Annotated in this window: 9 protein-coding genes; all 9 read left to right on the top strand. The window is 69.2% G+C overall.

The window, feature by feature from the left end:
- Positions 1 to 26 precede the first annotated feature (26 nt).
- The 9 genes from VZC37_RS08980 to VZC37_RS08940 all read left to right on the top strand — a co-directional run bounded on the left by VZC37_RS08980 (position 27) and on the right by VZC37_RS08940 (position 15,902).
- Positions 27 to 3,497 (top strand): transglutaminase family protein, encoded by a 3,471-nt coding sequence (locus tag VZC37_RS08980; RefSeq protein WP_330432117.1) that lies wholly within the window; start codon positions 27 to 29, stop codon positions 3,495 to 3,497.
- A complete protein-coding gene (locus tag VZC37_RS08975) occupies positions 3,494 to 6,259 on the top strand; it encodes a circularly permuted type 2 ATP-grasp protein (RefSeq protein WP_431309365.1) in 2,766 nt (921 codons plus the stop codon). Before VZC37_RS08980 ends, VZC37_RS08975 begins: the two co-directional genes overlap by 4 nt.
- A gap of 32 nt (positions 6,260 to 6,291) precedes the next feature.
- Positions 6,292 to 7,212: a transglutaminase family protein gene (locus VZC37_RS08970; protein WP_330432501.1), complete on the top strand. Its 921-nt coding sequence runs from the start codon at positions 6,292 to 6,294 to the stop codon at positions 7,210 to 7,212.
- Positions 7,213 to 7,405: 193 nt separating this feature from the next.
- The gene (locus VZC37_RS08965) at positions 7,406 to 8,566 is read left to right on the top strand and encodes a hypothetical protein (protein WP_330432116.1); all 1,161 of its coding nucleotides are present in this window, start codon (positions 7,406 to 7,408) and stop codon (positions 8,564 to 8,566) included.
- 7 nt (positions 8,567 to 8,573) lie between these two features.
- Positions 8,574 to 10,070, top strand: coding sequence for a replication-associated recombination protein A (locus VZC37_RS08960; protein ID WP_330432115.1), 1,497 nt, complete (start codon positions 8,574 to 8,576; stop codon positions 10,068 to 10,070).
- 89 nt (positions 10,071 to 10,159) lie between these two features.
- Positions 10,160 to 12,832 (top strand): alanine--tRNA ligase, encoded by a 2,673-nt coding sequence (gene alaS, locus VZC37_RS08955; protein ID WP_330432114.1) that lies wholly within the window; start codon positions 10,160 to 10,162, stop codon positions 12,830 to 12,832.
- The gene (gene ruvX / locus VZC37_RS08950) at positions 12,829 to 13,260 is read left to right on the top strand and encodes a Holliday junction resolvase RuvX (RefSeq protein ID WP_330432113.1); all 432 of its coding nucleotides are present in this window, start codon (positions 12,829 to 12,831) and stop codon (positions 13,258 to 13,260) included. Before alaS ends, ruvX begins: the two co-directional genes overlap by 4 nt.
- Positions 13,261 to 13,360: 100 nt before the next feature.
- Positions 13,361 to 15,070: an endolytic transglycosylase MltG gene (gene mltG, locus VZC37_RS08945; protein ID WP_330432112.1), complete on the top strand. Its 1,710-nt coding sequence runs from the start codon at positions 13,361 to 13,363 to the stop codon at positions 15,068 to 15,070.
- Positions 15,071 to 15,074: 4 nt separating this feature from the next.
- A complete protein-coding gene (locus tag VZC37_RS08940) occupies positions 15,075 to 15,902 on the top strand; it encodes a shikimate dehydrogenase (RefSeq protein WP_330432111.1) in 828 nt (275 codons plus the stop codon).
- Positions 15,903 to 15,947 lie beyond the last annotated feature (45 nt).

Below are 15,947 nucleotides of genomic sequence, written 5' to 3'. Positions count from 1 at the left end.
CGCTAATTGTGATGTGATTTCTGACCATGACGATCAAGGTGGCCCTCGAGCATCGCACGAGTTACGCATTCGATCGATCGGCCAAGATCTTCCCGCACGTGGTGCGGTTGCGACCCGCGCCCCACTCACGCACGCCGATCGAGGCGTACTCGCTGAAAGTGGAACCCGCAGAACACTTCTTGAACTGGCAACAGGACGCGTTCAGCAACTACATGGCGCGGCTGGTGTTCCCTGAGCCCTCGACGACGCTGTCGATCACGGTGAGTCTCATCGCAGACCTCACCGCGATCAACCCGTTCGATTTCTTCATCGAGGACTGGGCCGAAAACTACGGCTTCGAGTATCCCGACGAACTGCGCAACGATCTGGAGATCTTCCTTCGGCCGGTGGGGGTGACCGAGGGCGAATTCACCGGCGCCCCGGTGCATCCGTCGGTCGCGGCGTTCGCCGCCAGGCACAAGCCGACCGGCAAGATCCGCATCATCGATTTCCTGGTCGCCCTCAACCAGGCCGTGCAGCAGGCCGTCGGCTACACGGTGCGCCTGGAGGCGGGTGTCCAGACCCCGGAGTACACCCTCGCCAGCGGTATCGGCTCCTGCCGTGACTCCGCGTGGTTGCTCGTCGCGGTGCTCCGCGAACTCGGCCTCGCGGCCCGTTTCGTGTCGGGATATCTGGTGCAGCTGACGTCCGACATCAAATCGATCGACGGCCCGTCCGGACCGGATGCCGACTTCACCGACCTGCACGCCTGGACCGAGGTCTACCTCCCCGGCGCCGGCTGGGTCGGCATGGACCCGACCTCCGGGCTGTTCGCCGGCGAAGGTCACATCCCGCTTGCCGCCACCCCGAATCCCGGTGGCGCCGCGCCCATCACCGGGGCGACCGGACCGTGCCACGCCACACTCGACTTCTCCAACACGGTCACCCGCTTCCACGAGGACCCGCGCGTCACCCTCCCGTACACGCCATCGCAGTGGGAGCGCGTGCAGGAACTCGGCCTCGCCCTCGACGAGAAGATGACCGCCAACGACGTCCGGCTGACGATGGGTGGCGAACCCACATTCGTCTCCATCGACAACCAGACCGACCCCGAGTGGACGACCGCGGCCGACGGCCCCCACAAGCGTGCCCTCGCGTCCGAACTCGCGGGTCGACTCAAGACGGAATACGCGCCCGCCGGCCTCGTCCAGCGCAGCCAGGGCAAGTGGTATCCGGGCGAACCTCTGCCACGCTGGCAGATCGCGCTGTTGTGGCGGACCGACGGCCGGCCGATCTGGCGTCGCCCCGAACTCCTCGCCGACCCGTGGGCGAGCCGCGCCGAGGCGCAGGCGAGCATCGACGTGGAGACCAGCGGACCGGCACCGGGCACGCGAGGGTCGTCGGAGACGGCGCAGAAACTTCTCACCGCCTTCGCCGGGCGGCTCGGGCTGCCGCTGTCCCAGGTCATGCCGGCGTTCGAGGATCCGCTGCTGCGGATGCGCGACCTCGCGGCGTTGCCGCCCGGCGATCCGGGCGCCGACCCGACCCTGCGCACGTTCGTCTCCGCCCAACTCTCCGAGGCCGCCGTCGAGGCCGCCGATGCGGACGAGGACCTCGAGCCGCCGGCGGATTCGACCCCGGCCCGCCGCGCGTTGCTGGCCAAGCTCGACGAGGCGGTCACCGGGCCGACCGCCTACGTGTTGCCGCTGAGCCGTTCGGAGGACGAGACGGCTTGGCAGAGCGCACGCTGGACCACTCGCCGCGGCCGCCTGGTGCTCAGCCCCGGCACGTCGCCGGCGGGCCTGCGGTTGCCCCTCAACTCGCTGTCGTGGGGGCCGGCACCGACACTGTTCGAGTCGGATCCGTCGGCGCGTCCGGAGCCGCTGCCCGAGGATCCGGCGCAGGCCCTCGGCTGGTCGGTCAAGGAGATGGACCCGGCCGCGTTCGTGCCCCGCAGCGCCGTCGTCGCGGAGATGCGCGGGGGTGTGCTGTACGTCTTCCTGCCGCCGACCGGGACGTTGGAGGAGTTCCTGGCGATCGTCGAGATGGTCGAGGACGCCGCCGCGGCCATCGACACACCAGTCGTCGTCGAGGGCTACGGGCCACCGGCAGACGGCCGTCTCACCTCCCTCACCGTGACACCCGACCCCGGCGTCATCGAGGTGAACATCCAGCCGACCAACGGATTCGGCGAGCAGTCCGAGCTCCTGGAATCGCTCTACGACCATGCTCGGCGCGTGCGGCTGGGGACCGAGACGTTCGACCTCGACGGCAGTCACGGCGGCACCGGTGGCGGCAACCACATCACACTCGGCGGGCCGACCCCGGCCGATTCGCCGATGCTGCGCCGACCGGATCTGCTGGTGTCGATGCTGACCTTCTGGCAGCGTCACCCGGCGCTGTCGTACCTGTTCTCCGGTCGGTTCGTCGGCACCACCTCGCAGGCACCGCGCGTCGACGAGGGCCGGGAATCGTCGCTGTACGAACTCGAGATCGCCTTCGCCGAGATCGATCGGCTCGCGGTCAAGGCCGGCGGGGCCGAAGGCGTCGATGCCCCGCCGAACCCCTGGGTGACCGACCGGGCACTGCGCCACCTGTTGACCGACATCACCGGCAACACCCATCGCGCGGAGTTCTGCATCGACAAGCTCTACAGCCCGGACTCGCCGCGCGGCCGACTCGGCCTGCTGGAACTGCGTGCCTTCGAGATGCCGCCCCATCACCAGATGGCGATGGTGCAGTCCCTGCTCGTGCGGTCGCTGGTTTCGTGGTTCTGGGAGCAGCCCTACCGCGGACGGCTGATCCGCCACGGCGCCGACCTGCACGGCAAGTACCTCCTGCCGCACTACGTGATCGCCGACATCGCCGCGGTCGCCGAAGAACTGCGCGCCGCGGGCTACCCGTTCGACACCGCGTGGCTCGACCCGTTCACCGAGTTCCGCTTCCCGCGGCTGGGCACCGTCCAGATCCGCGACCACGAGGTGGAACTGCGAGGCGCCATCGAACCGTGGAACACCCTGGGCGAGGAATCGACCGGAACGGGTACCGCCCGCTATGTCGACTCGTCGATCGAGCGTGTCCAGGTCCGCGTGCTCGGCGGCGAGGACGACCGGTTCCTGCTCACCTGCAACGGCTATCCGATCCCGCTGCGTCCCACCGGCCGCACCGGCGAGCAGGTCGGCGGAATCCGGTTCCGCGCATGGCAACCGCCGAGTGCGCTGCACCCCACCATCACCGTCGACACCCCGCTGACCTTCGACCTCGTCGACACGGTGTCGGAACGGTCGGTCGGCGGCGCGACCTACCACATCGTCCACCCCGGTGGACGGGCCTACGACCGCCCGCCGGTCAACGCGGTCGAGGCCGAGTCACGCCGCAACGGACGGTTCGAGGCGGCCGGACACACCAGCGGGTCGGTCGACGTCGGACTGCTGCGTGAACGACAGGCACGGATCGCCACCGACACCGGGGTACCGGCCATCCTCGATCTGCGTCGGGCACGTACAGTTCTCCGGTGACTGTTTCGTCCGGCAACACCGCCGGCACCGGGTTGCCGACGGTGTTCGACCGGTATCGCCCCGACGGTTCCGCCCTGTTCGACGTGGAGCGGCTCGCCACCACGGATGGAATGGGCACCGCGGCGCCCACCCCCTACGACGAGATGGTCGACGGCTCGGGCCGCGTCCGTACCGCCTGGACGGATCTGGTGGCGGGCTACGGATTGCGTGGTGACCCGCGACTGCGGGCCGCGGCGACGCGTCTGGCGACCGCGATCCGCGACGAAGGCGTCATCTACAACGAAGTCGTCGGGTCGACGACGGTGGCCCGCGACTGGCAGGTCGACCCGGTGCCGCTGCTCGTCGACGGTGTCGAGTGGTCGGACCTGGAGAAGGCGATCATCCAGCGCTCGACCCTGCTCGACCTACTCTTGCGCGATCTGTATCGGGACCAGAAGACGATCCGCAGCGGTCTGATCCCGCCCGAGATGGTGTTCGGCCATCCCGCCTACATCCGCAAGGCCGTGCGACTCGAGGTGCCCGGGCCCCACGCGCTGTTCCTGCACGCGATCGACCTCGGCCGCGCACCGGACGGTCGGTTCGAGGTCTTCGCCGACCGCACACAGGCGCCGTCGGGCATCGGTTTCGCGATGATCGACCGGCGACTCCTCTCGCGAACCTTCCCGCAGCTCTTCCAGACGTGCGCGCCGCGGCCCGTGACCACCTTCGTGGGCACCTTGCGCCTCGCCCTGTTCGACTACGCGCCGCCGGGTGTCGACGACCCCACGGTGGCGGTGCTCAGCCCGGGCAGCATGTCCGAAACCGCCTTCGACCAGGCCCATCTGGCCTCGATCCTGGGGTTCCCGCTCGTCGAGGGCAACGACCTCACCGTCCGCGACGGTGTCGTCTACATGCGGTCGCTGGGCAAGCACAAGCGGGTCGACGTGCTCCTGCGGCGCATCGACGCCGAGTACGCCGACCCGCTGGACCTGCGGACCGATTCCCGCCTCGGTGTCGCCGGCCTCGTGGAGGCGATCTCGCGTGGGACGGTCACCGTCGTGAACACCCTCGGCGCCGGCGTCGTCGAGAGCCCGGCGATGCACACCGTCCTGGAGAAGCTCGCTCCGGTGCTCATCGACGAAGAACTCGCCCTGCCGTCGGTGCCCACCTACTGGGCCGGCGACGATCTGCAGCGCGGCAAGATCCTCGCCGATATGGACAGCCTGGTCCTCAGCAACGTGCGTTCCGGCGAAGAGGTCGTGGTCCCGCTCGTCGACGCCGCCACCCGCGCCGAGCTCGCCGCCCGCGTGGAGGCACAGACCTGGCAGTGGGTGGGCCGGGAGCTGCGCCCGTACTCGGTGGCACCAACCATGACCCCCGGTCGAACGGACGGACCCGGGACCGCCGCACTCCGCGCCGCGCCGGTGGGCATCCGCGCGTTCAGCGTCGCGCAGGGCCCGACCTACGCGGTGATGCCAGGCGGCCTCGGCGCAGTCCTGGCCGACGGCCCGGCCGGTTCCGCGGTGCGCACCGTCGCCGCCAAGGACATCTGGGTGACCAGCGCCGACATCGGCGGACACGTCTCCCGACGATCCACGACGACGGCGGGTGCCGTCGATGAGGCGGTGGCGCGTGGTGCGACACGACCGGCCCGCACGCTCGAGTACTTTGACGTCGCCGCCGCGGCCAGCCCCCGTGTACTCGCCGACCTGTTCTGGTTCGGCCGGTACGGAGAACGAACCGAGGCCACCACCCGGCTGGCCAAGGTGGCACGTGAGCGATACCAGGAGGTGCAGTACCGGCCCTGGATGAGCGGTACGGCCGCGGTTCCACTCGTGCTGCACGCCACCGGACTCGTCACCGGCACCGCCACCTATCTGCGCACCGACGAGCTGATCGCGGGCGGTGACAGCTCACCGAGCCCGGAACGGGTCGCCGACGCCATCGCCAAGCTCACCGACCTCACGGCAGCCCGGCTCATCCCCGGCACCATCGCGCATTCCGTCGAACGCCTCATCGCGTCCGCACGTGCAGTGCGTGACCAGATGTCGACGAGCACGTGGATGGTGCTGGCGCCCGTGGAGCGGGCCCTGGAGCAACTGATCGCGCAGGTCCGCACGGCGCGTGACATGGAAGACGCAGGCGATGACTCCACGGACTCGGCACTCGACCTCGGGTCCGAACTCGGCCACGCCCACGACGAGGTGCTGCACGGGGTGTTGGCGCTGGCCGGTCTGCAGGCCGAATCGATGGTGCACGACGCCGGGTGGCGCTATATGGACATCGGCCGGCGCATCGAGCGGGCGGTGACCCTCGTCGACCTCACCCGCGCACTGTTCGCCGACCACCGTGACCGAGAGATCGAGCAGGCGCTGTTGGAGTCCTATCTCGTGGCCAACGAATCGTCGGTGATCTACCGGCGACGCAACCGCGGCCTCTACCAACTCGACGCCGTCGCGGAGTTGCTGTTCTTCGACGAGTCCAACCCGCGTTCGCTGACCTTCCAGTTCAGTCGCATGCAAGAAGACCTCGCAGTCTTGCCGGACGCCCTGCGGTCGGCGGCAGCAGAGCGCATCGTCGAGGAACTCGTCGCCGAACTGCGGCGCTCGGACCCCGACGACCTCGCCACCGTCGACACCGCCGGGCACCGCAGCGACCTCGACGACCTGATGACGGCGCTGGGCACCGGTGTCCGCGATCTGTCCGACGTGCTCAATCGCACCCGCTTCGCGCCGCCTCGCCAGGCCCAGCCGATCTGGGGTGGGGGAGGTGACTCGCCGTGACCGATCCCGGCCGCACCCGGCGCTACCGCGTGATGCATCGCACCTGCTACACCTACGACGACGTCGTGTCGTCGTCTTATGGGCGGTGTTATCTGACACCCCGGGACCTGCCCGGCCAGCGGGTGATCTCCGCAGACGTGCGGATCGAACCCGAACCCGACGACTGGTCCACCGGGGTCGACGTGTACGGCAACAGCGACTCCTACTTCCACGTCCGCAGCAGCCACGACGAACTCACCGTCACTGCGAACTCGGTCGTGGAGGTCGACCCGCCCGACGCCGGCGTGCTGCTGTCACCCGCGGCCCTCGGGCCCTGGGAACTGGCCCGACCCTCCGTCACCGGTCTGGCAGGCGCTGCGGCCACCGAGTTCGCCCTCGACCTGTACCCGCCCGAGATCACCGATGCGGTGCGCGACTACGCCGCCGGAGTGTTCACGCCGGGGCGACCGACGATCGAGGCGGTCACCGACCTCACCGGCCGGATCTTTCGCGACTTCACCTACAAATCGGGTTCGACCGCCATCAGCACGCGGGTGGACACGGTGCTGGAACGCCGTATGGGGGTGTGTCAGGACTTCGCGCGGGTGGCGATCGCCTGTCTCCGGTCCGTCGGACTCGCCGCCCGCTACGAATCGGGCTATCTCGCCACCGACCCGCCGCCCGGCCGGGAACGGATCTTCGGTGCCGACGCGAGTCATGCCTGGGCAGCCGTCTGGCTGCCCGGCGACGACTGGGTGGCCTTCGACCCCACCAACGACAAACTCGTCGACGAACGCCACGTCACTGTGGCCTGGGGGCGTGACTACGACGACGTCCCGCCGCTCCGCGGCGTGATCTACACCGAGTCGAAGAAGAGCCGGATCGACGTGTCGGTCGACGTCAGTCCGATCGACGAGGCAGCGGGCCGTGATTCGGGGGCCGAATCAGAGGTCGAGGCGCAGGCCACGGACTGATCGCGCGCAGGTCACGGACCCGCGGCGAAGGTGGTCCGAATGGATGACGGGGCGTGACGACACGCCGGACTCGCGCGATCCTTGTTGTGCGAGACAGGATCTGGCTGATCGCCGACGCGGCGCGCGGGAACTCGGTTACAGACGGAAGAAGACGGTGACGCCTGATCCCGGATTGGGTAGGTTGGTTGGTGACATGACGGTAATAACTGAGAGTCGCATCGCCGGTGTGGTGCGCGCGGCCGAGGCGGTTCTCTCGCATCGGGCCGGTTCCTCCGTCACCCTCGCCGATCCCGAGGATCTCGGCGGCAGCGGCCGCACGGTCGTCGTACGGGCACGGGTGCTGGCCAACCCCTTGTCGATGGACCGCACCTTGGTGATCAAGGCGCTGCCCGCCGACGAGGACCCGCGCGCCTTCCATCGCGAACTCGCCTCCTACAAATACGCCACCGCCCTGCCCAACGAGTCGCGGCCGGGCCCACAGCTGATCGCCTCCGACCCGGAGATCCGCGTCCTGGTCCTCACCGACCTCGGGCACGGACGGTCGATGAACTCGCTGCTGTCGGGCACCGACGCGATCGAGGCATCCCATGCGGTCAGCGCGTGGGGACAGGCCCTCGGCCGGATGCACGCCGCCACCGTGGGCGGCGAATTCGACTTCCGGGCCATCCTGCGCCGCGACGCCGGCACCGCCGACGGCGACATCCTCGGTGAGTCCGCCGTCCGCGCGGTGGCCGACGCATCCGCCCAACTGGAGCGGTTGGGCGTCGACCTGCCCTCCGACGTGCACGATCGCCTCGCCGCGGCATGCCTGCTGTTTCCCGAGGGCGACCACCGGGCGTTCAGCCCGTCCGACGTCGGACCCGAGAACATCATGCTCAACGACGCTGGTGTCCAGTTCATGGACTACGAGTGGGGCGGTTTCCGTGACGCCACACTCGACATCGCGTACGCCCTGGTGACGTGCGGCGCGCAACTGTCGACGGTCAACAGCGGACATCGCACCGACCTCGAGATAGCGATGGTCGACGCATGGCGGTCGGAAGTACATGGGATCTGGCCCGCTCTGGGACACAACGGCGAGAGCTCTCGCAAGATCCTGACCGCGCGGCTGCTGTGGACGTGGCTGTCCACGATCTGGATGCTGCCCGCCCACGACGGCGTCGCGTCCGTCGAGGTGCCGCAGGTCAGTCCGGCCGGCTACACCCATGACTGGGCGCTGCACACCAACGACCCGCGGGTCGTCGTCGCGCGGTGGACCGATCTGTCCGCCGCGGCGGTCCGCAGCGGCGATCAGGTGGTCGCGGAATTCGCGGCGCGGGTCGGTGCGGCGTTGCAGCGATCCTGGCTCACCTGACAGCGCGATGGATGGGCTCTTCGACCCACCCGCCGGCGCGTCCCCTCCCGGGGTGGCTGTGAACGGCTTGTCACTGACCTCAGTGGCGCCCGCGACCGCACCGCTCGCCGTCCGGATGCGGCCGCAGACGCTCGACGAGATCGTCGGCCAGCAGCATCTGCTGGGCGCCGGTTCTCCGCTGCGCCGCCTCATCAGTGGCTCCGGAGCCGCGTCAGTGCTGCTGTATGGCCCCCCGGGGACCGGGAAGACGACGATGGCCGCGTTGATCTCGCGCGCCACCGGAGGCCGCTTCGAGGCGTTGTCGGCGCTGTCGGCGGGCGTCAAGGAAGTGCGTGCCGTGATCGACGTCGCGCGTCGACGGCTGGTCGACGGCCAGCAGACGGTGCTGTTCATCGACGAGGTCCACCGCTTCTCGAAGACACAGCAGGACGCGCTGCTCGACGCCGTCGAGAACCGCATCGTGCTGCTCGTCGCCGCGACCACCGAGAACCCGTCGTTCTCCGTGGTCGCGCCGCTGCTGTCGCGTTCGCTGGTCCTGCAACTCCGGTCACTCACCGAGCAGGACATCCGGGAGGTGCTGCGGCGGGCCATCGCCGATCCGCGTGGTCTCGACGGCCGGGTCGGGATCACCGACCCGGCGCTCGATCACCTGGTCGCGGTCGCCGGTGGGGATGCGCGCCGCGCACTGACTGCGCTGGAGGCCAGCGCCGACGCCGCGCTGCGCGACGACGTCGGGGAGTCGACCGACGTGGAGGCGACCGACGTGGAGGCGACCGACGGCGAGTCGACACACGGCGAGGCGACCGACGGCGAGGTGACCGACGACCCGGGTGACCCGGCGGGTCCGCCACTGCTCGACGTCGCCGACGTCGAGGCCGCGATCGACCGCGCCGCCGTACGCTACGACCGCGACGGCGACCAGCACTACGACGTCACCAGCGCATTCATCAAGTCGATCCGCGGCTCCGATGTCGACGCCGCCCTGCATTACCTGGCCCGCATGATCGTCGCGGGGGAGGACCCCCGGTTCATCGCTCGCCGCCTGATGATCCACGCCAGTGAGGACATCGGCATGGCCGACCCGACCGCGCTGCAGACGGCCGTCGCCGCGGCGCAGGTCGTCGCACTGGTCGGGATGCCCGAGGCGAAGCTCGCGCTCACCCAGGCAACGATCCACCTGGCGACCGCGCCGAAATCGGCGGGCGTCGTCGCCGCGATCGGTGCCGCCATCGCGGACGTCGAGGCCGGCCGGTCCGGTGCGGTACCGGCACATCTGCGTGACAGCCACTACGCCGGCGCGAAAGGCCTGGGCAGCGGCATCGGTTACCGGTATCCCCACGACAACGCAGATGGCGTGCTGGCGCAGCAGTATGCGCCGGATGACCTGGTGGGCGTCGACTACTACCACCCGACCGACCACGGCCACGAGCGGGAGATCGGGTCGCGGCTGGGCAAACTCCGATCCATCGTGCGGGGTGTCACCGGCCGGGCGCGTCGACGGTAGGCTGGTGTGTCGACCAGCCCGGACGCGGCGATCGTCCGGGCAGCGGCACGTCGACCGCGTGACCGACCACCACTTCAAGGACGAACTCAGTGCAGACGCATGACATCAGGCAGCGCTTCCTGGATCACTTCATCAAGGCGGGCCACACCGAGGTCCCGAGTGCCTCGCTGATCCTCGACGATCCGAACCTGCTGTTCGTCAATGCGGGCATGGTCCCGTTCAAGCCGTACTTCCTCGGTGAGCAGACCCCGCCGTTCGACCGTGCGACCAGCGTCCAGAAGTGTGTGCGCACCCTCGACATCGACGAGGTCGGCATCACCACCCGCCACAACACGTTCTTCCAGATGGCGGGCAACTTCTCCTTCGGCGACTACTTCAAGCGCGAGGCCATCGGCTTCGCCTGGTCGTTGCTCACCAACAGCGTCGCCGACGGGGGCTACGGGATCGACCCGGAGAAGCTGTGGCCGACGGTGTACCTCGACGACGACGAGGCCGAGGCCATCTGGCGTGACGAGATCGGCGTGCCCGCCGAACGCATCCAGCGACGCGGGCTCAAGGACAATTACTGGTCGATGGGCGTGCCCGGCCCGTGTGGACCCTGCTCGGAGATCTTCTACGACCGGGGTCCCGCCTACGGCGTCGAGGGCGGCCCCGAGGCGGACGAGGACCGCTACATCGAGATCTGGAATCTCGTGTTCATGCAGAATATCCGTGGCCCAGGCGGCGGCAAGGAGGACTACGAGATCCTCGGCCCGCTGCCGAAGAAGAACATCGACACCGGCCTGGGTATCGAGCGCGTCGCATGCATCCTGCAGGGCGTCGACAACGTCTACGAGACCGATCTGATGAAGCCGATCATCGACCTCGCGTCCCGGCTGACAGGCCGCGCATACGGCGCCGGCAATCACGACGACGACGTGAAGTTCCGGGTCATCGCGGATCACGCCCGCACCTCGGCACTGCTCATCGGTGACGGTGTGCTGCCCGGCAACGACGGCCGTGGATACGTGCTCCGGCGGCTGTTGCGGCGGGTGGTCCGCTCGGTGCGGTTGCTCGGCGCCGATCAGCCCACGATGGACGACTTCATCTCCCTCGTCATCGACACCATGGCGCCGTCGTACCCGAACCTCGCCGAACAGCGCGAGCACATCGTCGACGTCGCGGTCGCCGAGGAAGCCTCGTTCAGCAACACCCTCGCCGCGGGTTCGAAGTTGTTCGCCGACGCCGCCGCGGCCACCAAGGCCTCGAAGGCGTCCACGATCAGCGGTGGCGACGCTTTCACACTGCACGACACCTACGGGTTCCCGATCGATCTGACGCTCGAGATGGCCGCCGAGGCAGGTCTGTCCGTCGACCAGGAGGGCTTCACCGCCCTGATGGCCGAGCAGAAGCAGCGTGCCAAGGCTGACGCGACCGCGCGCAAGTCCGGGCACGCGGACCTGTCGGTGTATCGCGAGTTCCTCGACCGCGGCCCGACCATGTTCACCGGCTTCGACGAACTCGTGTCGGAGGCGAAGGTGCTCGGGCTGGTGGCCGACGGCGCCCGCGTCCGGACCGCCACACCCGGCCAGGAACTCGTGGTGGTCCTCGACCGCACGCCTCTCTACGCCGAATCCGGTGGACAGATGGCCGATGTCGGCACCATCACCACGGGAGATGGTGTGCGCCTTCGGGTCACCGACGTGCAGAAGGCCGGCAAGTCGGTGTGGCTGCACAAGGTCACGGTCGACGAAGGTGAGGTCGCCGAGGGCGACGAGGTCATCGCGGCGGTCGACCAGTCGTGGAGACACGGTGCCACCCAAGGACATTCGGGTACCCATATGGTCCATGCCGCGCTCCGCGAGGTGCTCGGCCCCACGGCCACGCAGGCGGGCTCGCTGAACCGCCCCGGCTATCTCCGGTTCGACTTCCACTCCGGAAAAGGCTTGTCGGAGAGTCAGCGTCGAGAGATCGAGGAGATCAGCAACGCGGCCGTGGAGGCCAACTACCCGGTGCACACCTTCGAAACCGGGCTCACCGAGGCGAAGTCGATGGGGGCGCTGGCCCTGTTCGGCGAGAACTACGGGGACGTCGTGCGGGTCGTCGAGATCGGTGGCCCGTTCTCGATGGAACTGTGCGGCGGAACGCATGTCGGGTCGTCGGCGCAGATCGGTCCGGTGACGGTGATCGGCGAATCCTCGGTGGGTTCGGGGATTCGTCGCGTCGAGGCCTACGTCGGCATGGATTCATTCCGCCACCTGTCGAAGGAACGCGCTCTGATGGCGGGACTCGCGTCGTCGCTGAAGGTTCCGTCCGACGAGGTCCCCGGTCGCGTCGAACAACTCGTGAGCCGGCTCAGAGATGCCGAACGTGAGGTCGAACGCCTGCGCGCCGACGCGGCCCGTTCGGCAGCGGGTGGCCTGATCGAATCGGCGACCACCGCAGGCGGCACGCTCATCGTGGGTGGCCTGGTTCCCGGCGGTCTCGACGGAAACGGCCTGCGTGGTCTGGCCACCGACCTGCGGGGCAAGGTCGCCGATCGCCCGGCCGTCATCGCGCTGTTCTCGCCGAGCAATGACGCGACGAAGGTGCCGTTCGTGGTGGCCACCACCGACGCCGCCCGTGGGCTCGGGATCAAGGCCGGCGATCTGGTGAAGGACGTGGCGCCCCTCGTCGGTGGACGTGGCGGGGGCAAGCCCGACCTGGCCCAGGGTGCGGGATCGGACCCGGGTGGCGTCGAGCCGGCGATGACCCGCATCCGCGAGCTCGTCCGCGACCGATGACCTGGACGCGTGGGCGCCGACTCGGTGTCGACGTCGGCTCGGTGCGCGTCGGAGTCGCCGTGTGCGACCCCGACGGGATCCTGGCGACGCCGGTCGAGACGGTGCGTCGAACGCCGCGTGCCGACGACGACATCCGACGCATCGCCGCGCTCGTCGACGAATACGAGGCGGTGGGTGTGATCGTCGGCCTGCCCAAGACCCTGCGCAACGAGAGCGGTACCGCGGCCGAACTCGCCCGCGAGTTCGGCGACCGGCTGGCCGAGCGGATCGACCCGGTCGGGGTGGAGTATCACGACGAACGCCTCACCACGGTCACCGCGACCCAGGCGCTGCGCGACAGCGGAATCTCGGCCAAGTCCTCGCGCGCCGTGATTGATCAGGCCGCCGCGGTCGCTATCCTGCAGGGGTGGCTGGATTCGCGACGATGACTTCCGCATGCGTCCAGCCAGACCGCACAACGCGATTCGCGATCGCGAACAGTCCATATCGCGTGGGCGAATCGTGCGGGAATCTGAGAGGAACCGTTCGGTGACCGACGAACGCCATCGACCCCGACGGCACGACCTGTCCGATCAGCCGACCGAGCAGCTCGATCTCGAGCGCTTGCGCTACTTCACGCAGCCCGCGGACGGCAAACCGACGACCCGTCACCGGCGGCGCCGGGAGGCATCGACCGACCCGACCATCACCGGGCCGCAACCGCGGGTCGAGGCGCGCCCCCCGGGGACCGACACATGGGGGGCGCCGACGCCGCCACCACCGCGCCGCCGGCCTCCCGAACGGGTGATGCCCGCGTACGTGCCGCCGCCCGCCGAGCAGTTCCACGATCGCGACCGGCCCGGGCCACGTGCCGGCGACTATGACGACCCGCGACGGCGAGCCGTGCCGCATCGCGTCCGGCCGGGCGCGGAGGCCGCCGCGACCGACGTGATCGAGGACGAACGGACCGCCGCCGGCTACGACACCGACGACGACGCCGAGGGATATCTCGCCCTCGAGGACACACCCACCGACAGCCGCCCACCCCGAGACCGTCGGAACCGTCGGCGCGGTGGTGGTGGGCGTAGGCCGCGACCGACCGGGCGCAAGATCATGCGTCGGCGCATCGTCCTGGGCGTCGCGCTGGCCTGCATGCTCGTGCTGGTCGTCGGGGTCGCGGTGGTCGGGCTGCGTGCGGTGGGAGTGTTCGGTCCATCCGTGGACACCACCGACTACACCAATGCGGCGGGCACCGCGGATGTCGTCGTCGACATCCCGCAGGATTCCACGTTGATGGACTTCGGTGTGATCCTGGAGAGCAACGATGTGGTCGGCAGTGTGCAGGCCTTCGTGGACGCCGCGGACGGCCAGCCGATCTCGGGCGGTTTCTACAAACTGCGTACCCAGATCCCGGCAGCCACCGCGGTCGAGATGATGACCGACGGCAACGCGAACAGGGTCGGGCGCATGGTCGTACCCGAGGGCCTCCAACTCGACAACAAGGAAGGTGTGGACGGCAAGATCACGCCGGGCATCTTCCAGATGATCGAGAACGCCACGTCGGTGACAGTGAACGGTCAGCAGATCGGGACCGACGTCGCCGAACTCGAGGCCGCGGCGGCCGACTCGACACCCGAACAGCTCGGCGTGCCCGAGTGGGCGCGGTCCGCGGTGGAGAACCTCGACGGTGATCACCGTCGTATCGAGGGACTCATCGCACCCGGGACGTGGGAGTCGATCGATCCCGACCACTCGCCCACACAGATCCTCCACGACCTGATCGTGGCGAGCGCCGCCCGGTTCGAGGAATGGGGTCTGCTCGCCGAGAACGAGTCGGGCCTGACCCCGTACGAGACCCTCGTGACGGCATCGGTCGTCGAGCGGGAGGTCGCCAATCCGGGCGACTACGCCAAGGTCGCGCGGGTGATCCTGAACCGGCTGGACGAGGGGCAGCGGCTGGAGATGGACTCCACCACCAACTACACCGCCGACGTCACCAACATCGACGTCTACGGCGAGGCGTATCGGGCAGACAACGAATGGAACACCTACCGGATCGAAGGCTTGCCGGCCACGCCGATCGGCGCCGTCGGCGAGCGGGCGCTGACCGCTGTCGAGAACCCGACACCCGGAGACTGGCTCTACTTCGTGACCATCGACCGCGACGGCACCACGCTCTTCGCCGAGACGTTCGAGGAACACACGCGAAACCGTGAAAGGGCTTGTGAGAACGAGCTTTTGAGCACCGGGTGTAGCTGAGCACATGGCAGGATCGCAACGCCGGGCAGCGGTGCTCGGGTCCCCGGTGAGCCATTCGCGTTCGCCACGGATCCATCTGGCCGCCTATCGCGCACTCGGACTCGAGGACTGGACCTACGACCGGATCGACTGCACCGCAGAGCAATTGCCGTCGCTGGTGTCGCAGCTCGGCCCCGAGTTCGTCGGGCTGTCGGTGACGATGCCCGCCAAACTGGCCGCCCTGGCCTTCGCCGACGAGCGCACCGCCCGAGCCGAACTCGTCGGGTCGGCCAACACTCTGGTGCGCACCGAGCGGGGCTGGCGCGCCGACTGCACCGACATCGACGGGATGAGCGGCGCATTGCGTGAGGTCGGCGTCGACGCGGCGACGAATCCCGCAGCCGTGGTCGTCGGTGCAGGCGGCACCGCGCTACCCACCGTGGCCGCTCTCGCCGATGCCGGGTTCACCCGACTGACGGTGGTCGCCCGCGATGCCGACAAGGCCACCGGCGTCATCGATGTGGCCGCGGCCCTGGGCATGTCGGCGGAGGTCGTCGCCTTCGCGGTCGACCCCGAACTCGACAGACGCGTTCGAGCAGCCGGTGTCGTCGTCTCGACGGTTCCCGCCCCGGCCGCGGCGGTCCTCGTGGACTCGCTCGCCGCCGCAGCGCGCCTGGTGGACGTCATCTACGACCCGTGGCCCACACCGTTGGCGTCCGCGGTGAGCGCCGCAGGCGGACAGGTCGTCGGGGGACTGGTCATGCTGCTGAATCAGGCCTTCAGTCAGGTCGAGCAGTTCACCGGTCGGCCGGCGCCCCGCGACGTCATGGCCGCAGCGCTCGACAGCGGTTAGCCGATCGCCCACAGCACGTCGAGTCCGGATTCCACAGCCGGCGGT

It is taken from the genome of Gordonia sesuvii, assembly GCF_036350415.1.
GTDB lineage: Bacteria > Actinomycetota > Actinomycetes > Mycobacteriales > Mycobacteriaceae > Gordonia > Gordonia sesuvii.
This window is presented reverse-complemented; position numbering and strand designations above follow the sequence as displayed.